At 72.3% G+C, this 23790-nt stretch carries 26 protein-coding genes; 14 read left to right on the top strand and 12 right to left on the bottom strand.

The genetic code is table 11. The features are described 5' to 3' along the window. Positions 1 to 168: 168 nt before the first annotated feature. Positions 169 to 723: an NUDIX domain-containing protein gene (locus ACVWWH_RS05620; RefSeq protein ID WP_457315934.1), complete on the top strand. Its 555-nt coding sequence runs from the start codon at positions 169 to 171 to the stop codon at positions 721 to 723. Here the strand turns inward: ACVWWH_RS05620 and ACVWWH_RS05625 are convergent. Continuing rightward, positions 645 to 1652, bottom strand: coding sequence for a D-2-hydroxyacid dehydrogenase family protein (locus tag ACVWWH_RS05625; protein ID WP_457315935.1), 1008 nt, complete (start codon positions 1650 to 1652; stop codon positions 645 to 647). The genes ACVWWH_RS05620 and ACVWWH_RS05625 overlap by 79 nt on opposite strands. Before the next feature lie 86 nt (positions 1653 to 1738). Between ACVWWH_RS05625 and ACVWWH_RS05630 the strand changes: the two genes are divergently transcribed. Beyond that, positions 1739 to 2443 (top strand): pentapeptide repeat-containing protein, encoded by a 705-nt coding sequence (locus ACVWWH_RS05630; protein ID WP_457315936.1) that lies wholly within the window; start codon positions 1739 to 1741, stop codon positions 2441 to 2443. 6 nt (positions 2444 to 2449) lie between these two features. On the opposite strand, the gene ACVWWH_RS05635 is transcribed toward ACVWWH_RS05630, so the two are convergent. Then, positions 2450 to 4129: an MFS transporter gene (locus ACVWWH_RS05635; protein ID WP_457315937.1), complete on the bottom strand. Its 1680-nt coding sequence runs from the start codon at positions 4127 to 4129 to the stop codon at positions 2450 to 2452. A gap of 335 nt (positions 4130 to 4464) precedes the next feature. Between ACVWWH_RS05635 and ACVWWH_RS05640 the strand changes: the two genes are divergently transcribed. The 4 genes from ACVWWH_RS05640 to ACVWWH_RS05655 are packed head-to-tail and all read left to right on the top strand — an operon-like array spanning position 4465 to position 7305. Continuing rightward, complete coding sequence (locus tag ACVWWH_RS05640) at positions 4465 to 4818, top strand: ArsR/SmtB family transcription factor (protein ID WP_457315938.1); 354 nt, start codon at positions 4465 to 4467, stop codon at positions 4816 to 4818. Continuing rightward, positions 4815 to 5516, top strand: a complete 702-nt coding sequence (locus tag ACVWWH_RS05645) for an aquaporin (protein ID WP_066494621.1) — start codon at positions 4815 to 4817, stop codon at positions 5514 to 5516. The genes ACVWWH_RS05640 and ACVWWH_RS05645 overlap by 4 nt, the downstream gene beginning before the upstream one ends. After that, complete coding sequence (locus ACVWWH_RS05650; RefSeq protein WP_457315939.1) at positions 5513 to 5932, top strand: arsenate reductase ArsC; 420 nt, start codon at positions 5513 to 5515, stop codon at positions 5930 to 5932. The genes ACVWWH_RS05645 and ACVWWH_RS05650 overlap by 4 nt, the downstream gene beginning before the upstream one ends. Continuing rightward, a complete protein-coding gene (locus ACVWWH_RS05655) occupies positions 5929 to 7305 on the top strand; it encodes an FAD-dependent oxidoreductase (RefSeq protein ID WP_457315940.1) in 1377 nt (458 codons plus the stop codon). Before ACVWWH_RS05650 ends, ACVWWH_RS05655 begins: the two co-directional genes overlap by 4 nt. An 80-nt stretch (positions 7306 to 7385) precedes the next feature. On the opposite strand, the gene ACVWWH_RS05660 is transcribed toward ACVWWH_RS05655, so the two are convergent. The 6 genes from ACVWWH_RS05660 to ACVWWH_RS05685 form a co-directional block, all read right to left on the bottom strand. After that, entirely contained in the window at positions 7386 to 7664 is a 279-nt protein-coding gene (locus ACVWWH_RS05660; protein ID WP_066494625.1) for an HPr family phosphocarrier protein, read from the bottom strand. 80 nt (positions 7665 to 7744) lie between these two features. Then, complete coding sequence (gene ptsP / locus ACVWWH_RS05665) at positions 7745 to 9457, bottom strand: phosphoenolpyruvate--protein phosphotransferase (RefSeq protein ID WP_457315941.1); 1713 nt, start codon at positions 9455 to 9457, stop codon at positions 7745 to 7747. A gap of 25 nt (positions 9458 to 9482) precedes the next feature. Beyond that, complete coding sequence (locus tag ACVWWH_RS05670) at positions 9483 to 11513, bottom strand: PTS fructose transporter subunit IIABC (protein ID WP_457315942.1); 2031 nt, start codon at positions 11511 to 11513, stop codon at positions 9483 to 9485. Positions 11514 to 11525: 12 nt separating this feature from the next. Continuing rightward, positions 11526 to 12488: a 1-phosphofructokinase family hexose kinase gene (locus ACVWWH_RS05675; protein WP_066494632.1), complete on the bottom strand. Its 963-nt coding sequence runs from the start codon at positions 12486 to 12488 to the stop codon at positions 11526 to 11528. Further along, a complete protein-coding gene (locus ACVWWH_RS05680) occupies positions 12485 to 13276 on the bottom strand; it encodes a DeoR/GlpR family DNA-binding transcription regulator (protein ID WP_066501817.1) in 792 nt (263 codons plus the stop codon). The genes ACVWWH_RS05675 and ACVWWH_RS05680 overlap by 4 nt, the downstream gene beginning before the upstream one ends. Positions 13277 to 13456: 180 nt before the next feature. After that, the gene (locus tag ACVWWH_RS05685; RefSeq protein WP_307006951.1) at positions 13457 to 13711 is read right to left on the bottom strand and encodes a DUF6458 family protein; all 255 of its coding nucleotides are present in this window, start codon (positions 13709 to 13711) and stop codon (positions 13457 to 13459) included. Positions 13712 to 13890: 179 nt separating this feature from the next. On the opposite strand from ACVWWH_RS05685, the gene ACVWWH_RS05690 reads away from it, so the two are divergent. Next, on the top strand, positions 13891 to 14721 hold the full coding sequence (locus ACVWWH_RS05690) for a hypothetical protein (RefSeq protein ID WP_066501823.1): 831 nt from the start codon (positions 13891 to 13893) through the stop codon (positions 14719 to 14721). Positions 14722 to 14803: 82 nt separating this feature from the next. Here ACVWWH_RS05690 and ACVWWH_RS05695 read toward each other — a convergent pair whose 3' ends face one another. Together ACVWWH_RS05695 and ACVWWH_RS05700 are read right to left on the bottom strand one after the other, a co-directional pair. Continuing rightward, the gene (locus ACVWWH_RS05695) at positions 14804 to 16105 is read right to left on the bottom strand and encodes a DUF445 domain-containing protein (protein ID WP_457315943.1); all 1302 of its coding nucleotides are present in this window, start codon (positions 16103 to 16105) and stop codon (positions 14804 to 14806) included. Positions 16106 to 16199: 94 nt separating this feature from the next. Then, positions 16200 to 17609: an MBL fold metallo-hydrolase gene (locus ACVWWH_RS05700; protein WP_457315944.1), complete on the bottom strand. Its 1410-nt coding sequence runs from the start codon at positions 17607 to 17609 to the stop codon at positions 16200 to 16202. Positions 17610 to 17718: 109 nt separating this feature from the next. On the opposite strand from ACVWWH_RS05700, the gene ACVWWH_RS05705 reads away from it, so the two are divergent. The 3 genes from ACVWWH_RS05705 to ACVWWH_RS05715 are packed head-to-tail and all read left to right on the top strand — an operon-like array spanning position 17719 to position 19734. Further along, positions 17719 to 18591, top strand: a complete 873-nt coding sequence (locus tag ACVWWH_RS05705; RefSeq protein ID WP_066494634.1) for a glycerophosphodiester phosphodiesterase — start codon at positions 17719 to 17721, stop codon at positions 18589 to 18591. Between the two features lie 55 nt (positions 18592 to 18646). Continuing rightward, the gene (locus ACVWWH_RS05710; protein ID WP_066494636.1) at positions 18647 to 19426 is read left to right on the top strand and encodes an AzlC family ABC transporter permease; all 780 of its coding nucleotides are present in this window, start codon (positions 18647 to 18649) and stop codon (positions 19424 to 19426) included. Further along, positions 19423 to 19734: an AzlD domain-containing protein gene (locus ACVWWH_RS05715; RefSeq protein ID WP_066494638.1), complete on the top strand. Its 312-nt coding sequence runs from the start codon at positions 19423 to 19425 to the stop codon at positions 19732 to 19734. The genes ACVWWH_RS05710 and ACVWWH_RS05715 overlap by 4 nt, the downstream gene beginning before the upstream one ends. 118 nt (positions 19735 to 19852) lie before the next feature. On the opposite strand, the gene ACVWWH_RS05720 is transcribed toward ACVWWH_RS05715, so the two are convergent. Beyond that, complete coding sequence (locus ACVWWH_RS05720; protein ID WP_457315945.1) at positions 19853 to 20500, bottom strand: DUF5684 domain-containing protein; 648 nt, start codon at positions 20498 to 20500, stop codon at positions 19853 to 19855. A 55-nt stretch (positions 20501 to 20555) separates the two neighbouring features. Continuing rightward, entirely contained in the window at positions 20556 to 21182 is a 627-nt protein-coding gene (locus ACVWWH_RS05725; RefSeq protein WP_066494640.1) for a TetR/AcrR family transcriptional regulator, read from the bottom strand. 93 nt (positions 21183 to 21275) lie between these two features. Here ACVWWH_RS05725 and ACVWWH_RS05730 point away from each other — a divergent pair, with 93 nt between their 5' ends. From ACVWWH_RS05730 to ACVWWH_RS05745, 4 genes are read left to right on the top strand one after another with little or no spacing between them, the layout of a single operon-like run. After that, the gene (locus ACVWWH_RS05730) at positions 21276 to 21647 is read left to right on the top strand and encodes a thiamine-binding protein (RefSeq protein WP_066501827.1); all 372 of its coding nucleotides are present in this window, start codon (positions 21276 to 21278) and stop codon (positions 21645 to 21647) included. Between the two features lie 57 nt (positions 21648 to 21704). Continuing rightward, complete coding sequence (locus tag ACVWWH_RS05735) at positions 21705 to 22367, top strand: O-methyltransferase (protein WP_066494641.1); 663 nt, start codon at positions 21705 to 21707, stop codon at positions 22365 to 22367. Positions 22368 to 22371: 4 nt separating this feature from the next. Beyond that, positions 22372 to 22911, top strand: a complete 540-nt coding sequence (locus tag ACVWWH_RS05740; protein WP_457315946.1) for an N-acetyltransferase family protein — start codon at positions 22372 to 22374, stop codon at positions 22909 to 22911. Continuing rightward, the gene (locus tag ACVWWH_RS05745; protein ID WP_066494645.1) at positions 22911 to 23765 is read left to right on the top strand and encodes a spermidine synthase; all 855 of its coding nucleotides are present in this window, start codon (positions 22911 to 22913) and stop codon (positions 23763 to 23765) included. The genes ACVWWH_RS05740 and ACVWWH_RS05745 overlap by 1 nt, the downstream gene beginning before the upstream one ends. Positions 23766 to 23790: the final 25 nt, after the last annotated feature.

Here is a 23790-nt window from a genome sequence, read left to right on the forward strand (position 1 = left end):
GGCCCATGAGCAGGCCCTGGCCCTGATGCAGATGCTCTCCCCGATGTGCGAGACGACAACGGTGGCGGACCTGCTCGCGTGAGGCGAAGGGCCGGGGGCGCTCCAGCCGTGGAGCGTCCCCGGCCCCGCCTGCCCCAAGCACCACCGCACGGTATCCCCGGAGGACCCATGACGATCACCGACGAGACGGCCGCCCCTGCCACCGAGGCGGCGCGCGGGACAGTGGGAACTGCCCGCGAAGTGGTGGCCATCGTCCTCGAACACCACGGCCGCATCGCCCTTCTCAGGAGGAGCCGGGCGGTCCACCACGACCGCGGGCTCTGGCACTGCGTCACCGGCTACCTCGATCCCGGGACCGCTCCACGGCAGCAGGCCCTCCTGGAGCTCTACGAGGAGACCGGCCTCACCGGGGCAGAGATCGTGCTCGAGCCCTGCGGTCCGCTCGTCCTGCCGGACCGAGGCGGAGACCGTTGGCTCGTGCACGCCTTCAAGGCCTCCACCACCCGGCGTCGCCTCCGCATGAACGAAGAGCACGACGCGTACCGATGGGCGAAGCCCGCCAAGGTCCGCCGCTTCAGCAACCGTGTCGAATGGCTGGATGCAGTGCTCGGTGCCGCACTGCACCGCGTGCGGGAGGACCAGGCCTACTTGGGCGGAAGCTCCATGACCCGCACCGGCGACCCCGCGGCCCACGCCTCGATGTCCTCCACAGCATCACGGTAGAAGACCTCGTACTGCTCGCGCGTGACATAGCCGATGTGCGGGGTGAGGAAGGTCCGCGGCGCCGTCCGCAGCGGGTGATCGGCCGGCAGGGGCTCGACGTCGTACACGTCGAGGGCCGCGCCGCCGATCCGGCCCGCCTCGAGGGCCTCCACGAGCGCAGCCTCGTCCACAATCGGCCCGCGCGAGCTGTTCACGAGCAGGGCATCCGGCTTCATGAGGGCGAGCTCCGCGGCACCGACGAGGCCCCGCGTCCGCTTCGACAGGACCAGATGGATCGAGAGGATGTCCGCCTCGGCGAAGAGCTCGTCCTTCCCGACCCGGCGCACGCCGACCTCCGCCGCGTGCTCGTCGGTGAGGTTCTGGCTCCACGCGATGACGTCCATCCCGAATGCGAGGCCCACGCGCGCCACCCGGCTGCCGAGGTTGCCCAGGCCCAGCAGGCCCAGCCGCGCACCTTCGAGGCCCCGGCCCACGGTGGTCTGCCAGCCGCCGTCGCCCGTCCAGCCCGATCCGCCCGACCCGAGTTCGGCGTCGAGCCGGCGCACGGCCGCGTGGATGAGCGCCCACGTGTGCTCGGCGGCGGGGGAGGGGAGATAGCCGGTGCCGCAGACTGGGATGCCGCGGGCGGCCGTCGCCTTGAGGTCGATCGACGCGTTGCGCCGGCCCGTCGAGACGATGAGCTTCACGTTCGGCAGCCGCTCGAGCCGCGCCGCCGTCAGGGGCGTGCGCTCGCGCATGGCCACGAGCACGTCGAAGGGGGCGAGCGCGGCGGCCACGGCGTCGTCGTCGTGCCCCAGGTGCTCGCGGAACACGGTGACCTCGGCGCCCGCGTCCTCGAGCCGGGCGAACCCGCCCATCTCCCGGGCCACGCCTTGGTAGTCGTCGAGGACCGCGATCTTCAGTCCCTGGATGCCTGTGGGGGAAGCCATGCGCCCAGCCTAGTTCCGTCCAGCCGGATTCAGGCGCGTGCGGAATGGCCCTGCCGGGTTCGCGGCGGCGCGGCTACCCTCGACGCATGGCAGACTCGATCCGCTCCCCCCGCCCCGCCCGGAATGCTGCCCCGCGCGCCCGGGACCAGGGCGCCCCACGCCTCGAACCGCTGCTCCTCGAGGGACTCGAGCCCGGTCTCGCGGGCGACCCGGAGGCCGGGCACCGCACGGAGGGGCTCGCCTTCGACGGCGCGGACTTCACGGGCCGCGAGCTCGGCGCCGCCACCTTCTCGGAGTGCGCCTTCCGTGACGTCACGGCGCACGACGCCGACCTCCGCTCGGTCTCCTTCCTCGACTGCCGCTTCGAGCGGCTCAACGCCCCGAGCCTGCCGGCACCGCGGAGCCGCTGGCGGGGCGTCGAGATCGAGGCCTCCAGGATCGGCTCCGCGGAGCTGTACGACGCCGAGCTGAACGGCGTCCTCGTGCGCGGCTGCAAGCTCGGCTACGTCAACCTGCGCGGCGCCCGGCTGCGCGACGTGAAGTTCGAGGACTGCGCGATCGAGGAGCTCGATCTCGGCCACGCGTCGGCGATGCGCGTGGCCTTCGAGGGCACCCAGATCGATGCGCTCGACGCCAGGGGGGCATCCTTCGAGCATGTGGACATGCGAGGAGCCCGCCTCTCCCGGGTGTCCGGGATCGACGGGCTCCGCGGGGCGACCGTGAGCGGCCTCCAGGCCGCCGAGCTCGCGGAGCTCATGGCAGCGCGGCTCGGGATCGCCGTCGAGGGCTGAGGGCCCTCAGTACTTGACGGAGGCGGGAGCCATCGGGACCTCGGGCACCGGGCCGGAGATCGGGCCCGACGCGACCGGCGCCTCGCCGGACACCTGGGCCTCGAGCGCGGTGGCCTCCAGGTCCACACCGGCCTCCTGCGCGGCCTCGACGGCAGCCGGGTGGTCGAGCGGGAGCTGCAGCGCCACGCCGTCGTCCGCCAGCGCGACGGGGACCTCGGGGAGCGGCATGTGCTCGAGGTCGATGTGCGGGTTCTCCTCCTGGTGCGCGACCACCTCGCGCGCCTCGGCCTCGGTGTCAACGCTCGGCAGCGAGCCGGGCAGCGGGCGCTGCGAGGACTCGCGCAGGAACCAGATGGCCACCGCGCCGACCACCGAGGTCGCCATGAGGTAGTACGCCGGCATCATGTCGTTGCCGGTGGACTGGATGAGGGCGTCGATGATGAACGGCGTGGTCCCGCCGAAGATGGCCACGGCGAAGTTGTACGCGATGCCCATGGCGCCGTAGCGGCTCGCCGTGGGGAACTGCGCGGGCAGGGCCGAGGCGAGGTTGGCCACGTAGAACGTCACGGGGAACGCGATCAGTGCGAGGCCGGCGAGGGTCGCCGGGATGGAGCCCACGCCGATGAGCAGGAACGCGGGGATCGAGAGCACGATCGTGCTCACGGCGCCGATCCAGAGCACCGGGCGGCGGCCGATCTTGTCGGAGAGCTTGCCGGTGAGCGGGATGCACAGGCTCATGACCACGAGCACGGGGATCGTCAGGATCGTGCCGTGGAGCTCGTCGTAGCCCTTGGACTCCGTCAGGTAGGTCGGCATGTACGAGGTGAGCGCGTAGCCCACCGTGTTCGCCGCGGCGACGAGGACCATGGCCACGATGATCTGGCGCCAGTAGCTGCGCACGATCTGCAGCGGGCCCTTGGTGGCGATCTCGTCATGCGTGGCGAGCTCGCGGGTCATGTTCTCCTGGGCGTCGAGGGCCGCCTGGAAGGCGGGGCTCTCCTCGATGCGGAGGCGGAACCAGATCGCGATGGCGCCGAGCGGGCCGGCGATGAGGAACGGGATGCGCCAGCCGTACGCGACCATGGCGTCCTGGCCCAGGCTGAGCTGGAGGACGGAGACGATCGCGGCGCCGAGGGCGAATCCGATGTAGGAGCCCATGTCGAGGAAGCTCGCGAGGAAGCCGCGGCGCTTGTCCGCCGCATACTCGCTGACGAACGTGGTGGCGCCGGCGTACTCGCCGCCGGTCGAGAAGCCCTGGATGAGCTTGATGGCGACGAGGAGGATCGCCGCCCAGATGCCGATCTGCGCGTAGCCGGGCAGGAGGCCGAGGGCGAACGTCGCGGACGCCATGGTGATCAGGGTCATCGCGAGCACGCGCTGGCGCCCGATCTTGTCGCCGAGCCAGCCGAAGAACACGCCGCCGGCCGGACGGGCGATGAACGTCGCTGCGAACGTCCCGAGGAGGAAGAGGGTCTGGACCGTGCGGTCGGCCTCGGGCAGGAACACAGGTCCCATGGTGGTGATGAGGTATCCGAAGACGCCCACGTCGAACCATTCCATCGTGTTGCCCACGATGGTCCCGCCGATGGCCCTCTTGAGCATCGGCTGGTCGACGACGTTGACGTCGTCGACCCTGAGCTTTCGTTTGCGGAACACCACGCGCCGGGGGCGCTGTGGCTCGGTCATCTGACGCTGGTCTCGTGACATGGCATTCAAGTTTAGTCCAGGGCCTTTCGATCTGAGAGTGAAAGGTTGATTTCCGGAGTGTCCTGGCTCACGCGCGCGCGTGGGGCCGCCCACGGGAGCCCTCTCCGCGCCAGGGTGCCCCGGGTCTGCAGCAGCCGCATGATTCCGCGGTTCTCCGCGCGGACGACGCCGTCCTGCCGCCGCACGCCTCCACCGCGCCGCAGTGTGGTGAACGTCACTGGCAGATGGTTATTGAGTTGTGACCTTTGATGAGGTAGGGGCATGTGTGAACGGTGTCCTTGCGCTCGGATATGTAAACATGCAAATATCTCAATATGTCGATCGTGGATGCTGTGCCCACGCCTGCCGCCGCCTGCTGTTCGCCCGTCTCCGGCAAGCCGCTCTCCCACGCCGAGGCCGAGAGGATTGCGCCGGTGCTCAAGGCCCTGGGCGATTCGGTGCGCCTCCGGCTCATGTCCCTCATCGCCGCGCACGAGGGAGGGGAGGCCTGCGTGTGCGACCTCAATGAGAGTTTCGACCTCTCCCAGCCCACCATCAGCCGGCATCTGAAGATCCTCTACGACGCGGGGCTGCTCGAGCGCGAGAAGCGCGGAGTCTGGGTGTACTACCGGGCTCGGAATGAGGCGCTGGGAAGCCTCGCCGCCCTGCTGGCGGGCACCGGGAAGTGAGCCTGCCCCTGCGCCGCGCCGTTGCGGAGTTCGTGGGCACGGCCTTCCTGGTCGTGGCCGTGGTGGGTTCCGGGATCATGGCCTCGCGCCTCTCTCCGGCAGACCCGGGCCTGGCCCTGCTGGAGAACAGCCTTGCCACCGGCGCGGCCCTGGTCGCGCTGATCGTCGCGCTCCAGCCCATCTCGGCCTCCTTCAACCCTGTGGTGACGCTCGTCGAACGGGCCCTGGGCGTCATCGGGACGATGACGGCAGTCTCCTTGGTCGCGGCTCAGATCCTCGGAGGGCTCCTCGGGACAGTGCTCGCGAACCTGATGTTCGGCCTGGATGCCGTCTCGGCCTCTGGCCATGAACGCAACGGCCCCGGACTGTGGCTGGGCGAGGTCATCGCAACCCTCGGGCTCCTGCTGGTCGTCTTCGGCACGGTCCGCTCCGGCCGCGCCGACCGCGTCGCCTTCGCGGTCGGCGGCTACATTGCGGGGGCCTACTGGTTCACGAGCTCGACCAGCTTCGCCAACCCCGCCGTCACGATTGCCCGGACCCTCACCGACACGTTCGCCGGAATCGCCCCCGCCTCCGCACCCGGATTCATCCTCGCCCAGCTCGCCGGTGGCGCCCTCGGGTTCCTGCTGGTCCGTCTCCTCTACCCGTCCATCGCCACCCGTGCCGCCGCGGCGGCCGATCGAGAGGTCCTCCTGTGAACGACAAGCCCTCTGTCCTGTTCGTCTGCGTCCACAACGCCGGCCGGTCCCAGATGGCCGCGGCCTACCTCAACCACCTCTCCGCGGGCCGGATCGAGGTCCGCTCCGCCGGCTCCGCGCCCGCCGACACGGTCAACCCCGCCGCCGTCGAGGCGATGCTCGAGGAGGGCATCGACATCCGGGCGGAAAAGCCGAAGGTCCTCACGACCGAGGCAGTGAAGGACTCCGACGTGGTCATCACCATGGGCTGCGGGGACACCTGCCCGATCTTCCCCGGCAAGCGCTACGAGGACTGGGAGCTCGAGGATCCCGCCGGCAAGGGCGTCGGCTCCGTCCGCCCCATCCGCGACGAGATCAAGTCCCGAGTCGAGGCCCTCATTGCCGAGCTGCTCCCGGCCGGAGGGGCGCAGCGATGACCGCGATCCCCACCGACCACCCCGTCGCCGTCATCGGGGCCGGGCCCGTCGGCCTGGCCGCCGCGGCACACCTTCTCGAACGCGGCCTCGAGCCGCTCGTCCTCGAGGCCGGCCCCGCCGTCGGATCGGCCATGCGCGAGTGGGGCCACGTGCGGGTCTTCTCCACCTGGCGCTACAACCTCGACCCCGCCTCGGTGCGCCTGCTCGAGCGGCACGGCTGGGAGGCGCCCCGGCCTACAGCGCTCCCGTACGGTGCCCAGATCGTCGAGGACTACCTCGAGCCCCTCGCCGCCACGCCTGAGCTCGCCGGCCGCATCCGCACCGGCCACCGCGTCCTCGCGGTCGCGCGGCAGGACCGGGACAAGGGGAGCAGCCTCGGCCGTGACCAGGCGCCCTTCCTCCTGCGCGTCCAGCGTCCGGACGGGACGGTGGCCGAGGTCCTTGCCCGGGCCGTCGTCGACGCCTCCGGCACGTGGGAGCACCGCGCGCCGCTCGGATCCTCCGGCCTCCCGGCGCTCGGCGAGGAGGAGGCGACCGCGGCGGGGCTCGTCACGGCGCCGTTGGCCGACGTCGCCGCGGGGGGCTTCGCCGGGCGCCGGACCCTCGTGGTGGGCGGCGGCCATTCCGCCGCCAACAGCGTCCTCGCGCTCGCCCAGCTCGCGCGGACGCACCCCGGGACGGAAGTCGCGTGGGCCATCCGCGCTGCGTCCCCCGCCCATGCGTACGGCGGCGGGAACGCCGACGAGCTGCCCGCACGCGGCCAGCTCGGCACGCGACTGCAGAGCATGGTCGGCTCCGGGGCCGTCGAGCTCCTCACCGGCTTCCGCACAGCACGGCTCGAGGTCATCGACGGGCGCCTGCGGGTCCACGCCGCCGATGGGCGCGCCCTCGAGGTCGACCGGCTCATCCCCGCCACCGGGTTCCGCCCCGACCTCACGATCCTGTCCGAGATCCGCCTCGACCTCGACCCGGCGGTCGACGCACCGCGGCGCCTGGGCCCGCTGATCGACCCGGACTTCCACTCGTGTGGCACGGTCGAGCCCCATGGCGCAGAGGTGCTCGCACACCCTGAGAACGACTTCTACATCGCCGGCATGAAGTCCTACGGCAGGGCCCCCACGTTCCTCATGGCCACCGGCTACGAGCAGGTCCGCTCGATCGCCGCCGCGCTCGCGGGCGACGACGCGGCCGCCGCCGCGGTCGAGCTCGAGTTGCCGGCAACAGGGGTGTGCTCGGGCGTCGGATCTGACGGCACCGCCGACGAGGCCGCTCTCGCCGGATCATGCTGCGGCGCGCCGGCCCCTGCTCCGGTCTCGATCGGCTTCCCGACGGGCCTGCGGCACGGCCGGTCCGCTGAGGGCGCCAGGCTCTGAACAGACAGGAGCGCGGCCGGTCCCCGAAGGGATCCGGCCGCGCTCCTGCGCCCGTTCAGGCGGGCAGGGGCCTGGGGGGCCTACTCGGCGTCGTGGTCCGTCTCGAGGACCGTCACGAGCTTGGCGAGGGCCTCGTCCGCGCCCGGGCCCTCCGCACGCAGCACAACCTGCTGGCCGTACTCGGCGCCCAGGCTCATCAGGGAGAGGATGCTCGAGGCGTCCATGGCCTCGTCAGCAGGCTCCCCGACCTTCGCGATCGTGACGTCGAGGCCGGCCTCGCCTGCGGCCTCGGCGAAGATGGCCGCCGGGCGGGCGTGCAGGCCCACGCGCGAGCCGATCGTTGCGGTGCGTTCTGCCATGTGGTGCTCCTTGTTCTTGGGGGGAGTCGGGCTGGTGGAGGAAGCGTACAGTGTCGGCGCGGCGGCCCGGTACCGGGGGCCTACAGGCCCAGCTCGTCCAGGATCGGCAGGCTGCCGCGCACGGCGTCGCGGGCGGCCTCGGCGGTCGGGGCGGCGAGGGCCTGGGCGGCGAGCCGCTGGGCCTCCTCGACGGTGATGGTGGCCAGGACCCGGTTGACGGCGGTCAGGGCGCGCGGCGACATCGACAGGGTCGTGACGCCCAGGCCCACGAGCACCGCGGCGAGGGCGGGGTCGGCCGCGGCCTCGCCGCAGACGCCCACGGGCTTGGCGGTGCCGGTGGCCGCGGAAGCCGCCGCGGCGCCGTCGCACGTTGCCTTGATGAGGTGCAGCACGGCCGGCTGCCACGGGTCGTTGAGGTGGGCGAGCGGGCCGAGCATGCGGTCCGCGGCCATCGCGTACTGCGTGAGGTCGTTCGTGCCGAGCGAGGCGAAGTCGGCGTTCTGGAGGATGTGCGAGGACGTGAGGGCCGCGGAGGGGACCTCGACCATGACGCCGGCCGTCTTGAGCCCGGCTTCCTTCGCCAAACGCGTGAAGTGGGCGGCCTCGTCCGTCGTGGCGATCATCGGGGCCATGACCCAGATCTCGGCCTCGTTCTCCTGCGCCGCCTGCGCGATCGCGGCGAGCTGGCGGGCGAGGACGCCCGGGCTGGTCCAGTCGGTGCGGTACCCGCGCACGCCGAGGGCCGGGTTGGGCTCGTCCGCGTTGGTCAGGAACGGCAGGGGCTTGTCGGCGCCGGCGTCGAGGGTGCGGATCACGACCTTCTTGCCGGCGAACTCCCTGAACACCGCCGTGTAGGCGGCCACCTGCTCCTCGTGGGTGGGCTCGGTGTCCCGGTCGAGGAAGCAGAATTCGGTGCGCAGCAGGCCCACGCCCTCGGCGCCGGCAGCGGCGGCCTTGGCCGCGTCCTTGCCGGTGGCCACGTTGGCGAGCAGCGGAACGGCGTGCCCGTCGGCGAGCCGATTGTTTCCGGCGAACCCGGCGGCCAGGGCGGCCGCCTGGGTGGTCCAGGCGGCCGCCGCGTCCCGCTCGTGCTGCCCGGGCTCGGTCTGGACCGTGCCCGCGGCGCCGTCGACGTAGACCTCGGAGCCGTCCGCGATCGCCTCGACCCCGGGCGCCGCCACGACGGCCGGCAGGCCGAGGGCCCTGGCCAGGATCGCGGTGTGGGACTGCGGGCCGCCGCCGCTCGTGATGAGGGCGGTGACCTTGGCGGGGTCGAGGGTCGCGGTGTCCGCGGGGGCGAGGTCCTCGGCGGCGAGGACGAAAGGCTCATCCGACTCCGGGATGCCCGGGGCCGGGAGCCCCCGCAGCTCGGCGACGATCCGGGCGCGCACGTCGAGGACGTCGGTGGCCCGCTCGGCCATGTAGCCGCCGAGGGACTTGAGCTTGTCCGCGACCGCGGCGCCGGACTCCCACACCGCCCGCTCGGCCGAGCGGGACCCGCCGTCCGCGGACGGGTCGAGCAGTTTCACGGCGCCCTTGACCAGCATCGGGTCCGCCGCCATGAGGGCGGTCGCCTCGAGGACGCCCTTCGCGTCCCCCGAGGCAGACGCTGCGCGGGCCTTCAGCGCCGCCTGGACCGCCTTGGACGCCGAGCGGATCCGCTCGCCCTCCGCGGCAGCGTCCAGCCCGCCGGAGACGGGCCCCGCCGCGGGCTCTGCGACCGGTGCGGGCATCTGCCGCACCCGCCCGATCACACGCCCCGGGGTGACACCGACACCGTGAAACTGCTCCATCATCAAGACCTCGAACTCTCTCTCGCTAGGCGGCGACGGGCACGGGCTCCGCGGCCTCGGGCGCCTTCTTGCCAACGTATCGCTTGAGGGCGATGGTTGCCAGAGCGGTTACGACGACGCCTGCCGCGATCGAGACGACCCAGAGGAAGAAGTTGTCGATCGCGAAGAAGACGAAGATGCCGCCGTGCGGGGCCTTGGAGGAGACGTTGAAGGCCATCGACAGCGCTCCGGTCAGCGCGCCGCCGAGCATCGACGCCGGGATGACCCGCAGCGGGTCCGCCGCGGCGAACGGGATCGCGCCCTCGGAGATGAACGAGGCCCCCAGGAGCCACGCCGCCTTGCCGTTCTCGTGCTCGGTGGCGTTGAAGTTCTTGTGGTCGAGCACCGTGGCGAGGGCCATGGCGAGCGGCGGGACCATGCCCGCGGCCATGACGGCAGCCATGATGTGGTACGGCGCAGCGTTGGTCGCGCTCGCCGCGCTCAGGCCGGCGACGGCGAACGAGTACGCGACCTTGTTGACGGGGCCGCCGAGGTCGAAGCACATCATGAGGCCGAGGATGACGCCGAGGATCACGGCGGCGGCACCGCTCATGCCTGTGAGCCAGTCATTGAGGGCCTTCGTGACCACCGCGATGGGACCGCCGAGCACCACGAACATGAGGCCGGAGGCCACGATGGACGCGACGAGCGGGATGATCGCGACCGGCATGAGGCCGCGCAGCCAGCGGGGTGCTGGGAGGGACGCGAGCCAGTGCGCGGTGTAGCCGGCGAGGAGGCCGCCCACGATGCCGCCGAGGAACCCGGCGCCCATGAAGCCCGCCACGGCGCCCGCGGTGAAGCCCGGGGCGATGCCCGGCCGGTCCGCGAGGGCGTAGCCGATGTACCCGGCGAGGGCCGGGACGAGGAAGCCGATCGACAGGCCGCCGATCTTGAACAGCACAGCACCGAGGTAGGCGCCGAGGGGGCCCCAGGCCTGCGGTCCGAACTCGGTCGGGAGGCTGAACACGTTGTTCTTGAGGACGATCGTGTCCGCGTACTTCGTGATGTCGTAGCCGCCGAGGAGGAAGCCGAGCGCGATCAGGAGGCCGCCCGCGGCGACGAACGGGATCATGTAGCTCACACCCGTGAGCAGCGCTCGCTTGAGCTTCTTTCCGACGGACTCGCTCGTCTCGGAGCCGGAGGCGGACGACGCCGCGCCGGCCGCTCCGCGGGCGATCCGCCGGCCGTTCGGGTCGGCGGCAACCGCCAGGGCCTCGTCGAGCATGACGCCCGGCTCATCGATGCCGCGCTTGACCGGCGACTGCACGTACGCCTTGCCCGCGAAGCGCTCCTTGCCACGCACATCGACGTCCACGGCGAAGACCACGGCGTCGGCGGCGTCGATGACGGACTGCGGGAGCGGTGTCGAGCCCGCCGAGCCTTGGGTCTCGACCTGGACGTCGATTCCCTTGTCCTTCCCAGCGGCGACGAGGGAGTCCGCGGCCATATAGGTATGCGCGATGCCGGTGGGGCAGGCGGTGACGGCGACAATGCGCCTCGTGGACGACGAGGGCGTCTGGCTCTCTCCGGCTGCGGCGCCCGCCGCTGTCGGCTCGCCTGCTGCGGTGAGTCCGAGGGCCTCGTTGACGAGCGCGACCACCTCTTCGCGCGAAGCCGCTGCCCGCAGGGACGCGGTGAAGTCCTTCTTGATGAGGCTCCGGGCGAGCTTCGCGAGGAGCTTGAGGTGCTCCTGGTCCGCGCCTTCCGGGGCGGCGATGAAGAACACGAGGTCAGCGTCGCCGTCCTTCGCGCCGAATCCGACCTTCTGCGACAGGCGGGCCATCGCCAGCGACGGCTCGGTCACAGCCGTGGAGCGGCAGTGGGGGATGGCGATGCCTCCGGGGACGCCGGTGGCGGTCTTCTGCTCGCGCGCCCAGGCGTCCGCGAACAGCCCGTCCACCTCTGTGGCGCGGCCGGCATCCGCAACGAGTCCGGCCAGGTGCCTGATCACGTCGGCGGGGGAAGAGCCCAGCGACGCATCGAGCACCACGAGCTCGGGGGCGATGAGTTCGGTCATGATGAGTCCTTCTCAGAGGGCCGTGACGGTCACGGCAGAGGGGGTGGTCTGGTTCGCTGCCGGGACGGTGGATCCCGGCAGGGACGCGGCGGCGGCCCCGTGGGCCACTGCCTGGCGCAGGCGGCCCTCGGCGTCCGCCCCAGTCGAGTCGGCCAGGAGGTACCCGGCCAGTGAGGAGTCGCCGGCACCGACGGTGCTGACGGCCCTGATGGGCAGGTGCGTGGCGTGCCACGCGCCGTCCCGTGTGACGAGCACGGCGCCCTTCGACCCGAGGGTCGCGAGCACCGCTCCGACCCCGGCGTCCACGAGCGCCCGTGCCGCCTTCGCGGCGAGCGCCGGGGAGGCCTCGAGTTCGGCCGGTGTGCCGGTGTCCTTCAGGCCCACGAGTCCGGCGAGCTCCGCGAGCTCGTCCGCGTTGGGCTTGAGCAGCTCTGGCCTGCCCGAGAGGGAGGCCGCGAGCGGCGCGCCGGAAGAATCGACAGCGATCTTCGGCGCGTTTCCGTCGGCGGCCGAGCGCAGGCGCTCGGCCGCCGTGGCATAGAAGTCCTCGGGAACCCCCGGGGGGAGCGATCCTGCGAGGACCACCCAGGAGGCCCCACGGGCGCGGTCGACGAGGAGGGCGAGCAGGGCCTCCTGGAGGGCCTGGGAGAGTTCGGGGCCGGGCTCGTTGACCTTGGTGGTGACGCCGTCGGGCTCCGTGAGGGCCACGTTCGAGCGCAGCGGCGCCCCGATGGGCAGTGCCGCGTACGGCACGCCGGTGGCAGCGAGGCCGGCGACGACGGGATCGGAGGCATCCCCCGGGAGGACGGCGAGCGTGTCGAGCCCGGAGGCGCGCAGCGCGCGGGCCACGTTCACGCCCTTGCCGCCGGATTCCTGCCGCACCGAGACGGCGCGCTGCACCTCGCCCCGCAGCAGGGGTGCGCCCAGCTCGACCGTGCGGTCCAGGCTCGGGTTCGCGGTGAGGGTCACGATCATTGCTTCCCTGCTTCCAGTACGTCGACTCCGGCGTCCGCGAGGGCGTCGGCGACGTCCCCCTCGGGTGCCCGATCGGTCACGATGGCGTCCAGCTGGTCGAGGCGCGCGAACTGCACGAGTGCCTCGACGCCGAACTTGGTGTGGTCCACGAGGGCCACGACGCGGCGCGCGCAGCGCACGAAGGCGGCCTTGACGGCGGCCTCCTCGACGTCCGGCGTGCTGAGCCCGAACTGGGCGTGCAGGCCGTTCGCCCCGACGAAGGCGAGGTCCGGGCGGAGGCGCTCGACGGCGTCGACCGTCGCCGGCCCCACCGCCGCCCGGGTGAGCGGGCGGATCCGGCCGCCGAGCAGCTGGACGTTGAGGTTCGCATCCGCCGCGAGCTTGTCCGCGATGGGCAGGGCGTTGGTCACGACGACGAGGGGAGCGCCGTCCAGGGGAGCGCCCATGAGGCGCTCCGCGAGCGCCTCCGTGGAGCTGCCCGCGTCCAGGAGGACGCTGCCGGCGCGGGAGGACTCGATGAGGTCCGCCGCGGCGTCCGCGATGGCCCGCTTCTCGAGGAGGTTCTGGATCTGCCGCTCAAGGAGGCTGGCCTCCGCGGTGGCGCTGCGCTCGGCCGGGACGGCGCCGCCGTGGACGCGACGGAGCACGCCGGCGGACTCCAGCGCCGCGAGGTCGCGGCGCACGGTCTCGGTGGTGACGGAGAAGCGCTCGGCGAGCTCGGTGACGCTCACCCGGCCGACCTCGGCGACACGGTCGGCGACGAGCCGCTGACGCTCTTCTGCGAACATCGACATGCCCGGCACCTCTCCTCTCTGAGCCCCTCGTCCAGCCTGTGGTCTCCATCACACGAATGTGGGATTGATTGACTGTATCTGCGTTTATGTTGGAAAGTCAAGGGGTTCCACATAAACGCAGACGGGCCCGGCGGAGCGAGTGCTCCGCCGGGCCCGTCCGGGTCCCTGGGCCGCCTAGATCTCGCGGCTGTCGCGCCGGGTGACGGCTTCGCCGGTCTCCGGGTCCACCAGCTGACGCGACTCGGTGACCCGCCGCCGCGGGCGCGAGCTGCCCATCATGACGAGCGAGACGATCAGCCCCAGGACGCCCACGCCGATGAGGATGTAGCCCACGAGTGTCTGGTCGATGAACGGGATGAGGCCCGGCGTCACCGCGAATGCGAGGATCGCGCCGATGGCGATGAGGAAGATTGACGCACCGATGCCCATGATGAGCTCCTTCCGCCGCTGCCGGTGCACTGGCAGCGCTCCAAGCCCGCGGGGCGCGGGTCGCCCCTGAGTTTCCCCGCCGGCGTCCGTCTGAAACAGTGCGGGGCGGCCCGATCCGCTGGCTACGCCAAGCGCGAAGGGCGCGGGACATGTCCGGCGCCCGGGGCTAGCCTGTGCAGATGGCGAAGAAGAACATTGCCCTGCGGATCGCGCAGGACACGGCGCACCAGACGATGTTCGACGCCCGGGGCCAGGCGACCCCCCGCGTCCACCGGGCCCTCCTGGCGGCGGTGGACGTGCAGCGCCCGCTCGTGCTGGCCAACCTGCGCCGGCTGCACCGACAGTACCCCAACGATTCCCCCGCCCAGCTCGCCCGGCGCCTCGAGCGCCGTTATCTGGCGGCGGTGGGCGGGACCGGCGTCGCCGTGGGCGGCACCGCGGCGATTCCCGGTCTGGGGACCATGACGTCGCTGGGCCTCTCCGCCGCCGCCACGGTGGGCTTCCTCGAGGCGACCGCCCTCTACGCGGCCTCGATCGCGGAGCTCCACGGGGTGCACCTCGAGGACCCGGACCGAGCCCGGACCACCATCATGGCGCTCATGCTGGGGGAGGAGGGCACGGCCCTGCTCTCCGCGCTGGGCGGGCAGGCCCTGGGCCGTGGCGGACACCCGGCCAGCGCGTGGGGCGTGGCGCTGAACCGGTCCATGCCGTCGCAGGCCGTCAAGGTACTCCAGGGCACCGTGCAGCGGCGCTTCCTCACCTGGCTGCTCAAGCGGCAGGGCGGCGCGCTCGTGGGCCGGGCCCTTCCCTTCGGGGTCGGCGCGGTGGTCGGCGGGGCCGGCAACCTCCTCATGGGGCGCGCCGTGGTGCGTGCCGCCCAGGCGGCGTTCGGCCCGGTGCCGGACGTGCTGCCCGCCGAGACGCCCCAGGAGGCCGTCGAGCGTGAGATCGAGCAGCGCCGGGCGCGGCTGCTCGAAGGCCGCGCCGGGATCGAGCCGCTCGCGGACTGAACTGCGGGCCGGTCCGCTTCCCGGACGGCACCGGCCGCCCGACGGCGCAGCCCGCCCGAGGCGGCCACGCGCCGTCGTCCGTCTAGCCGCCGAACACGGCATGCGCCGCGGCGAAGATCAGCAGGCCTGCCAGGGCGCCCACCACGGTGCCGTTGATGCGGATGAACTGGAGGTCCTTGCCGACCTGGAGCTCGATCTTCTCCGAGGTCTCCTGCGCGTCCCAGCGGGCCACCGTGTCCTCGATGACGCCCGCGATGTCGTCGCGGTAGGTCGCCACCACGTAGGAGGCCGCGTCCGCCACCCACGCATTGACCTTCCCGGCCAGCTCCTCGTCCTCGACGAGCCGGGCGCCGAAGTCCCGCACCGCGGTGGTGAACCGCTGGTGCAGCTCGCTGCGCGGGTCCGAGACCGCCTCGAGCAGCACCCGCTTGAGCGTGGCCCAGGTGCGGCCGGCGAGGCTGCGGACCTGCGGGTCGCCGAGCACCTGCGCCTTGATGCCCTCCACCCGGGCGATCATGGCAGGCTCGTGCTGGAGGTCCTGGGCGAGGTCCCTCAGGTACGCGTCGATGGACCGGCGCACCTGATGGTCCGGGTCCGACTGCACGGCCGCCACGAACTTGGACAGCTCGATGTAGATCTTGTCGCCGACGAGGTCGTTGGCGAAGCTCGGCACCCAGGAGGGGGAGCGGTCCGAGACGACGCGGGTGACGGCCTCGTAGTTCGCCGCGACCCAGTCCGCCGCGCGGTCCACCAGCAGGTCCACGAGCTGGTGGTGGTGGCCCGCGGCGAGGACCTGGTCTGCAACCCGGCCGAGCGGCGGCCCCCACGGCGGGGCGAGCAGGTGGCGCCGCACCATGCCCTCGATCACGGCCTGCACGTCGTCGTCGTTGAGCACGGTGAACGCCCCGCGCACGACGGCGGCGCCCTCCTTCGCGACCCGCTCGGCGCCCGCGGGGCTCGCCAGCCAGGTGCCTGCCTTCCGCGCGACGTCGACGCTGTCCAGCTTGGCGCGCACCACGGCGGAGGAGAGGAAGTTGTCCCGCACGAACCCGCTGAGGGACGCCCCGATCGCGTCCTTGCGCGTGGGGATGATGGCGGTGTGGGGGATGGGCAGCCCGAGCGGGTGCTTGAACAGCGCGGTGACGGCGAACCAGTCAGCGAGGGCCCCGACCATGCCGCCCTCGGAGGCGGCCCGCACATACTGGAGCCACGCGTAGCGGTCCTGGAGCGCGAACGAGACCGCGAAGATGACGGCCATCCCGATCAGGAGGGAGAGGGCGAGGGCCTTCATCCGGCCCAGGGCGGCGGCCCGCTCGAGGTCGGTCGGACCGGAGCCGGACTCCGCTCCCGGGCGGGGGCCTGGGGTGCGGTTCAGCGTCACCATGCCTCAACCCTACCGGCGGGGGCGGACAGCCGGATGCCCCGCCTGCGGGGGGACAGGCGGGGCATCCGGGGTCTGGGGTGGGCCGGTGGGCGGCTCAGCGGGCGGCGGCGGCCTCCTGGGAGTCCGCGAAGGACTTCCAGCCGAGGTAGCTGCCCTCGAGCTCGACGACCTCGTACCCGGCGCGGCGCAGGGCGCTCGCGGCGACGGAGTTGCGGACGCCGCTCTGGCAGTAGCTCACGATCACGCCCTCCGAGGGGAGCTGGTCCGTGTGCCACAGGACGCGGCCGGCGCTGAGCTGCTCCGAGCCGGGGATGTGGCCCGCGGCGTGCTCGGTCTTGTTGCGCACATCGAGGACGAGCGCGGCGTCGAAGCCCTCGAGGTCCGCAGGCTCCAGCGTGCGGGGGGCCGTCATGGGAAGGCCCTCGAGGGTGGGCGTGAAGCCGGCAACGTTGTCGATCCCGACGCGCACGAGCGAGTCCCACATGCGGCCCGCGGCCTCCTCGTTCTGGGCGAGGAGCACGAGCGGGCGGGAATCGGTCTCGGGGTCGTAGGCCCATCCGCCGTAGGTGGCCATCTTGCCGCCGGCGGGGATGTTGAGGGCCCGGGCCACGGTGCCGCGGTGGACGTCGGCGTGGTGGCGGGTGTCCACGAACGTGATCCGGTCCGCGGCCAGGTCCTCGGCGATCGCCTCGGTGGAGAGCTCGGGGAGCGCGCCGCGTCCGCCCATGACGGCCGGGCCGAGGCGGTTCTGGCGCTTCATGCGCCCGAAGTAGGCGTGCGCGTCGGGCTGGCCGTCGAGGAGCTCGCGGACGAAGCCCTCCTCATCGTTGGCCGCGAGGTAGGGGGCCCACCAGGCGAACAGGCGCTCGTAGCCGACCGTGGTCGACGGGATCGCGCCCAGGGCCTTGCCGCAGGCGCTGCCGGATCCGTGGCCGGGGTGGACCTGGACGTGGTCCGGGAGGGTCAGGAACTTCTCCTTGAGGCTCGTGAAGAGCTGGCGCGCGCCCTCGAAGCGGGTGTTCACCCCGCCGGCGGCCTCGTCGAGCAGGTCGGGGCGGCCGAGGTCGCCCGAGAAGACGAAGTCGCCCGAGAGGAGGTAGCCGGGCTCGTCGCTGAAGGCGCCGTCCTTGATGAGGAACGAGAGGTGCTCGGGGGTGTGGCCCGGGGTGTGCACGGCAGTGACCGTGATGTTGCCCAGCTGGACGGTGCTGCCGTCGACCAGCCGCTCGGCCTCGAAGCCGTACTGCCAGTCCTCGCCGCCCTCACCGGAGACGTAGAGCTCCGCGCCGGTGGCAGCGGCGAGCTCCCGGGAGCCGGAGAGGTAGTCGGCGTGGATGTGGGTCTCGCTGACCGCGACGATCTTCATGCCGTTCGCGGCGGCGAGCTCGAGGTAGGGGGCGATGTCGCGCCGGGCGTCGACGACGATGGCCTCGCCCTTGGCCTGGCAGCCGATCATGTAGCTGGCCTGCGCCAGGTCCTGGTCGTAGATGCGCTCGAGCAGCATGGCTCTCCTTCCGTTGGGATACCCCTAGGGGTATTGCTTCTCCTCCAGAATAGTACCCCAGGGGGTATGACGCAATCTGGGCGTCGGATCGGTCCGATACCCTTGCGCCATGACCAGCCGCCCCCTTGTGTATGCCCATCGTGGTGCGAGCGCGCGCTTCGCCGAGCACACGCGCGCCGCCTACCTCCAGGCGCTCGCCGACGGCGCGGACGGCGTCGAATGCGATGTCCACCTGACCCGGGACCAGCACCTGGTCCTCCTGCACGATGCGAACCTGGACCGCACCTCCAGCGGCACGGGGCCCGTGGCGGAGCGGACCCTCGCCCAGCTCCGCGAGCTCGACTTCTCCTCCTGGAAGGGCGTCCGGGTCCCGGACGAGTTCGGGGCCCAGAGCCAGCAGCTCCTGACGCTGCCCGAGCTGCTGGACCTGCTGGTCGCCTCCGGGCGCGAGGTGGGCCTCGCGATCGAGCTCAAGCACCCCAGTCCCTACCGCCGTGCTCTCGAGGACCGCGTGCTCGAGCTGCTGCGCTCGCGCGGGTGGGAGCCGGAGGCCTCTCGGGTGGGGGGCGTCCAGGTCAGCTTCATGAGCTTCGACGCCGAGGCCATCGAGCACCTCCTCTCCTCGGTCCCCGCCCGCCACGTCTGCATGCTCGTCGATGACGTCTCGGTCGAGGAGCTGCGGCAGTCGGCCGCGCTGGGGGCCCTCACGGGCGGCGCGGTCGCCAACGTCCTCAAGGCGGCCCAGCTCGACGCCGAGGCGATCCTCGACGAGGGCCGCGTGGGCATCGCCGGCCCCGGCATCCGCTACATCCGGGACCACCCCAACCGCGTGCGGGCGTGGCTCGAGGCCGGCCTGACCTTCCGCGTCTGGACCGTGGACGCGCCCGAGGACGTGGAGCACTGCCTCGCCGTCGGCGTCCAGCAGATCACCACCAACCGCCCCGCCGAGGTGCTGGCCCAGCTGGGGGCGGCCCTTGGCTGAGGCGGATCCCCGCCCGGATCCTGAACCCGAACCCGAGCACGACGGCGCGGGGCCGGTGCCGCTGCGCCGCTCGCCGGCGGCGCGGATCGGCCTCTCGATCGCCGTCGCGACCGGCCTCTACGGCGTCTCCTTCGGCGCGCTCGGGGTCGCCTCGGGGCTCGACGTCCTCCAGACCGTGGCCCTGAGCCTGCTCATGTTCACCGGCGGCTCGCAGTTCGCCTTCATCGGGGTGCTGGCCGGAGGCGGCTCGGGCGCCGCCGCGACCGCTGCGGCGACCCTGCTCGGCGTGCGCAACGCGGTCTACGGCATGCAGCTCAACGCGATGTTCGCCCCTGCCGGCTGGCGCCGCTTCGTCGCTCCGCAGTTCACGATCGACGAGTCCACGGCCACGGCCGTGGGCCAGGAGTCGCCGACCGAGCAGCGTCGAGGATTCTGGGTGGCCGGCGTCGGGGTGTTCGTGCTCTGGAACATCTTCACGGCCGTGGGCGCCCTGGCGGGGAACGCCCTCGGCGACCCCAAGCAGTGGGGGCTCGACGGCGCCGCCGTGGCCGCGTTCCTGGGGCTCCTCTGGCCGCGGCTCAAGGGCCGCGAGCCCTGGGCGATCGCCGTGGTCTGCGCCCTCGCGACCGTGCTCGCGGTGCCGTTCGTGCCGCCCGGCGTCCCGATCCTCATCGCGGCGCTCGTCGCCGCCGTCCTCGGATGGGTCAGCCATGCGAGGGCCGCCTCGGGCCGGCCGTCCGCGGGCGCCGGGGTGGAGGGGCTGGGGCCGGACCTCGACCCCTATTCCCGCCGGGACCCCCGCGGGGACGGCGGCCAGGGCGGGGGCCGGGCATGAGCCTGTGGGCCTGGATCGTCCTCGCCTGCGCAGCCGCGTATGCGCTCAAGCTGCTCGGCTACCTGCTGCCGCGCCGATGGATGGACAACGAGCGGATGCTCCGCGTCGCGGGCACCGTCACCATCGGGCTGCTGGCGTCCCTGACCGCCGTCAACACGTTTGCGGGCGGCCAGTCCCTCGTGCTCGACGCCCGGCTCGGCTCCCTCGCGGCGGCCGCCGTCGCGCTCGTGCTGCGGGCCCCGTTCCTCGTGGTGGTGATCGCCGGCGCCGCCGCGGCCGCGCTCCTGCGCCTCCTCGGCTGGGGCTGACCGCCCAGCCCCTTCTGAAGGTCAGCTTCTGAAGGTCACCTCCTGAAGGTCACGTTCTGAAGGTCACCTGAGGTGACTCCCAGAACATGACCTTCAGATGGAGAGGGGCCGTTTCGGTTCAGCGACGCGGCTCGTCCGAGCCGGGCTGCTGGCCATAGGGGCTCGGGCGCTCCTGGCCGTACTGCTGAGGCTGGCCGTAGGGCTGAGGCCGACCGTAGGGCTGGGCCTGCTGGCCGTACTGCTGGGGCTGGCCGTAGGACTGGGGCTGGCCGTAGGGCTGGGCCTGCTGGCCGTAGGGCTGGGGCTGGCCGTAGCCGCCCGGCGCCACGAGAGCGCCCTTGCCGAGGTACTGCGCCTGGCCGTAGCCGAGCATGGGCACGAAGACGATCGGCAGCAGCACCAGGCCCACCGTGTAGGCGGAGTCCTTGCCGAACGACTTGGACAGGTCGTTCATGACGAGGATGCCGAACACGGCCGCCGCGATCCACGTGATGAAGTTCAGGACCGGGATCACGCTCGAGGCGATGATGACCCAGAACCACCAGGCCGGACGACCCACGATCTGGGTGATCAGCACGTAGAAGTTGTAGAAGGGGACGTAGGCCTCCCACGCCGGACGGCCGGCCTTGGTGAAGATCCCCATATACAGGAGTCCAACGACGGCGAGGCCGATGACGGCACCGAAGAGCCCGCCGATGAGGCCTACGGCGGCGTCTCCGGAGGAGGTCCCGTATGTCGTGGATGCGGCGACAGAGAGCATGGTCATGCCCCAGACGCTAGCGGGCCCGCCCCGGGTCCGCCATGGGCAGAGCTCCCCGCCGTCAGAGGGGCAGCTCGACGCCGGGGATCGGGCCGAGCGGAGGCAGCGGCCGGTTCTCCCGGTGGGTGCGGATGGCGTCCTCGACGAGCGCCACGTACCGCTGCCACGCGAAGGACCCGGGCTCCAGCGTGTCGCCCGCACCGATGAGCATGGCGACGAGGCGCACCATGTCGATCAGCTGGAGCTCCTCGCGCAGGGTGCCCTCCCGCTGGCCACGCTGGAGGAGGACCCCGAGGGACTCGATGAGCTTGCCGGCGAGCCCCACGAGCAGGCTCCGCCGACCCGCGACGGCCGAGAGCAGGTTGTGCTCATCATTGGCCACCTGCATCACCGCGCTGAGGACCTCGACGAGGCCGGAGGCGGCGTCGGGGTTGTCCAGCGCCATCTCGGCCACCGGCTCGACCTTGACCTTGATCTGCCGCTCGACCGCGGCGAGGACCAGCTCGTCCTTGTCGGCGAAGTTCCTGAAGAGTGTGGCTGGGCCGACCCCGGCCCGGTCCGCGACGGTCTTGAGGGACACGTTCGGGCCCTCTTCGCGGAAGCAGTCGAGGGCCGCCGTGATGATCTTCTCGATGTTGCGTGCCGCGTCGGCGCGCATCGGCTTGCGCCACGCCCGTTCCTGCTGCATACCTCAACAGTACCCATCCGAGAGTCCGGGTGTCGCCTACATGACGGTGCGCTCCCAGCTCGCCGGCCGAGCCGCGGTGGCACACTGGTGCGCATGATCGTCGCGTTCTCTGTATCCCCCTCCGGCCCCGCGCCCGACGCCGGCCGCCCGGCTGAGGCGGCCGACTCGCCGTCGTCCGCTCCCTCCGACTCCGTCCACGAGGCGGTCGCGGCAGCGGTCAGGATCGTGCGGGAATCCGGCCTGCCGAACCGCACGAGCTCGATGTTCACCGAGATCGAGGGCGAGTGGGACGAGGTCATGGACGTCGTGAAGCGCGCCACCGAGGCCGTGGGCCGCTATGGGTCGCGGGTCTCGCTCGTCCTCAAGGCCGACATCCGCCCGGGCCACACCGGTGAGCTCACCGGCAAGGTAGAACGCCTCGAGCGGGCGATCGCGGGCCAGGGCGCAGAGCCCGCGGGCGGCTGACGCGCCGGTCCGCCACGGCGCTGTCGCGGCCTCGGCACGAGGTGCCAGACTGGCGGCATGGTCGAACACGTCGCGCAGCCCGAATGGACCGAGGTCGAACGGTGGCTCACGCGGACCGTCGTGAAGCCCGGCCCGGAACACGAGCGGGCCCTCGAGACGGCCGAGGCTCGTGGCATGCCGCCGATCGAGGTGCAGCCCACGTCCGGCAAGCTGCTGAACCTCCTCGTCCGGATCTCCGGAGCGGCGCGGGTGCTCGAGATCGGCACCCTGGCGGGGTTCAGCAGCATCTGGATGGCGCAGGCCCTGCCCGCAGGCGGCCACCTCGACACCCTTGAGTACCTGCCGGAGCACGCCGACGTGGCGCGGCAGAATCTCGCCGCCGCGGGCCTTGCCGAGAAGGTCACCGTGCACGTGGGCCGTGCGCTCGAGACGCTCGCGCGGCTGTCCGGACCCTATGACCTCGTCTTCATCGACGCCGACAAGCAGAACAACTCCCGCTACCTCGAGTGGGCGGTCAGGCTGGGGCGGCCGGGCACCGTGGTGGTGCTCGACAACGCCGTGTGGGAGGGCACGCTCCTGCACCCTGACGGCGGGGACCAGGACGCGCCGTTCATCGTGGAGTCCCTCGAGCTCCTCGGCGGCCCGCTCTTCGACGCGACCGTCGTGCAGACCGCCGGGTCCAAGGGCTGGGACGGCTTCGCCCTGGCCGTGGTGAGGTAGCGCGATGGTCCAGCACAGCGGCACCCCGCCCGAGCGCGCCTTCGAGATCACCGGCGCGACGCCCGATGGCGCCGAGGCGGTGCTTGCGGTCAAGGACGCCTCGTGGCGCGAGGCCTACGCCCACCTGCTCCCGGCGGCGTTCCTCGCTGGCGGCCTCGGCGACTCGCCCGCACGCACCGAGCGCTGGCGCCGCTTCCTCGCCCCGGAGTCGCCCGGGCGGTTCGCGCTGGTCCGTTCCCGCGGGCGCGTGGTCGGGTTCGCGGGGGCCGGCCCCGCCCGCGACGACGATGCCCCCGCGGAGGAGGAGCTCTACACCGTCTACGTGCTGGCCGAGATGCACGGCACGGGCGCGGGACGGGCGGTGGTCGAGCGCGTCCTCGCGGACCGGCCGGCATCCCTGTGGGTTTTCGAGGACAACCCACGGGCCCGGGCGTTCTACGGCAAGCTCGGCTTTGTGCCGGACGGCGCCCGCCACCTCGACGAGATCGGCGGGGCAACGCTGCCCGAGATCCGCATGGTCCGCGGCGCCCGGGGGGACGCCTGATGGCCGCCCAGCAGGGTCAGGGCCCGGTGGCGGGCCTCTACCCGATCAGCACCGGCAGCGCCGAACTGGTGCCCGACGGGGATTCCCGGGACGGCTGGCTGCTGAAGATCAACGGGGTCCAGAGCTCGCACATCGTCCTGTCCGACCCGCTCCGGCTCGATTTCGAGTACATGCGCTGGATCGTGGCCCTCATCGAGGACCGCTTCGACCCCGAGCGCACCGAGCGGCTCCGTGCCCTCCACCAGGGCGGGGGCGGCTGCTCCATCCCCCGATACCTCGCCGCGCGCTACCCGGACGCGCGGCAGGTCGTCGTCGAACTCGATGCGAAGCTCGCCGACTACGTGCGCGGATGGTTCGACCTGCCGCGCGCGCCGCTGCTGCGCATCCGCGTCGGCGAGGCCAGGCAGGTCACCGAGTCCCTCACCCCGGCCACCCGGGACGTCGTGGTCCGCGACGTCTTCGCCGGGTCCACCACGCCGGATCCCCTGACCACTGTCGAGTTCATCGAGGCCTCGGCCCGCCTGCTCGACGCCGGCGGCCTGTTCGTGGCCAACATCGGCAGCTCCCCGGACCACGTCTCTGCGAGGACCGAGGCGGCCGCGATCGCCGCAGTCTTCCCGCACACGGCGATCGTCGCAGATCCGGCCATGCTCAAGGGGCGCAGGTACGGCAACTTCGTGATCGCCGCGAGCACGACGCCGATCCCCGCCTCGCCCGCGCTGCGTCGCCGCCTGCTCGGCGGGGCGCTGCCGGCCCAGGTCTGGGACGACGGACGGGTCCGAGCGTGGGTCGGGGCCGCGGAGCCGCGACGCGACGGGGCGTCCCCGGGCGGCGCTGGCCCGCGGGGTGCGTGAAGGCCCAGCTGCAGGGTGGCGCAGA

The sequence above is a fragment of the Sinomonas sp. RB5 genome (genome assembly GCF_054063535.1).

What these genes read in the sequence shown, in the direction of transcription:
- ACVWWH_RS05715 (WP_066494638.1), top strand. Translation starts at nt 19,423, where the DNA reads ATGAGCCTGTGGGCCTGGATCGTCCTCGCCTGCGCAGCCGCGTATGCG.
- ACVWWH_RS05655 (WP_457315940.1), top strand. Translation starts at nt 5,929, where the DNA reads ATGACCGCGATCCCCACCGACCACCCCGTCGCCGTCATCGGGGCCGGG.
- ACVWWH_RS05685 (WP_307006951.1), bottom strand. Translation starts at nt 13,711, where the DNA reads ATGGGCATCGGTGCGTCAATCTTCCTCATCGCCATCGGCGCGATCCTC.
- ACVWWH_RS05745 (WP_066494645.1), top strand. Translation starts at nt 22,911, where the DNA reads ATGGCCGCCCAGCAGGGTCAGGGCCCGGTGGCGGGCCTCTACCCGATC.
- ACVWWH_RS05635 (WP_457315937.1), bottom strand. Translation starts at nt 4,129, where the DNA reads ATGACCGAGCCACAGCGCCCCCGGCGCGTGGTGTTCCGCAAACGAAAG.
- ACVWWH_RS05740 (WP_457315946.1), top strand. Translation starts at nt 22,372, where the DNA reads ATGGTCCAGCACAGCGGCACCCCGCCCGAGCGCGCCTTCGAGATCACC.
- ACVWWH_RS05720 (WP_457315945.1), bottom strand. Translation starts at nt 20,500, where the DNA reads ATGACCATGCTCTCTGTCGCCGCATCCACGACATACGGGACCTCCTCC.
- ACVWWH_RS05695 (WP_457315943.1), bottom strand. Translation starts at nt 16,105, where the DNA reads ATGGTGACGCTGAACCGCACCCCAGGCCCCCGCCCGGGAGCGGAGTCC.
- ACVWWH_RS05660 (WP_066494625.1), bottom strand. Translation starts at nt 7,664, where the DNA reads ATGGCAGAACGCACCGCAACGATCGGCTCGCGCGTGGGCCTGCACGCC.
- ACVWWH_RS05705 (WP_066494634.1), top strand. Translation starts at nt 17,719, where the DNA reads ATGACCAGCCGCCCCCTTGTGTATGCCCATCGTGGTGCGAGCGCGCGC.
- ACVWWH_RS05700 (WP_457315944.1), bottom strand. Translation starts at nt 17,609, where the DNA reads ATGCTGCTCGAGCGCATCTACGACCAGGACCTGGCGCAGGCCAGCTAC.
- ACVWWH_RS05630 (WP_457315936.1), top strand. Translation starts at nt 1,739, where the DNA reads ATGGCAGACTCGATCCGCTCCCCCCGCCCCGCCCGGAATGCTGCCCCG.
- ACVWWH_RS05730 (WP_066501827.1), top strand. Translation starts at nt 21,276, where the DNA reads ATGATCGTCGCGTTCTCTGTATCCCCCTCCGGCCCCGCGCCCGACGCC.
- ACVWWH_RS05725 (WP_066494640.1), bottom strand. Translation starts at nt 21,182, where the DNA reads ATGCAGCAGGAACGGGCGTGGCGCAAGCCGATGCGCGCCGACGCGGCA.
- ACVWWH_RS05735 (WP_066494641.1), top strand. Translation starts at nt 21,705, where the DNA reads ATGGTCGAACACGTCGCGCAGCCCGAATGGACCGAGGTCGAACGGTGG.
- ACVWWH_RS05680 (WP_066501817.1), bottom strand. Translation starts at nt 13,276, where the DNA reads ATGTTCGCAGAAGAGCGTCAGCGGCTCGTCGCCGACCGTGTCGCCGAG.
- ACVWWH_RS05620 (WP_457315934.1), top strand. Translation starts at nt 169, where the DNA reads ATGACGATCACCGACGAGACGGCCGCCCCTGCCACCGAGGCGGCGCGC.
- ACVWWH_RS05640 (WP_457315938.1), top strand. Translation starts at nt 4,465, where the DNA reads ATGTCGATCGTGGATGCTGTGCCCACGCCTGCCGCCGCCTGCTGTTCG.
- ACVWWH_RS05625 (WP_457315935.1), bottom strand. Translation starts at nt 1,652, where the DNA reads ATGGCTTCCCCCACAGGCATCCAGGGACTGAAGATCGCGGTCCTCGAC.
- ACVWWH_RS05670 (WP_457315942.1), bottom strand. Translation starts at nt 11,513, where the DNA reads ATGACCGAACTCATCGCCCCCGAGCTCGTGGTGCTCGATGCGTCGCTG.
- ACVWWH_RS05675 (WP_066494632.1), bottom strand. Translation starts at nt 12,488, where the DNA reads ATGATCGTGACCCTCACCGCGAACCCGAGCCTGGACCGCACGGTCGAG.
- ACVWWH_RS05690 (WP_066501823.1), top strand. Translation starts at nt 13,891, where the DNA reads ATGGCGAAGAAGAACATTGCCCTGCGGATCGCGCAGGACACGGCGCAC.
- ptsP (WP_457315941.1), bottom strand. Translation starts at nt 9,457, where the DNA reads ATGGAGCAGTTTCACGGTGTCGGTGTCACCCCGGGGCGTGTGATCGGG.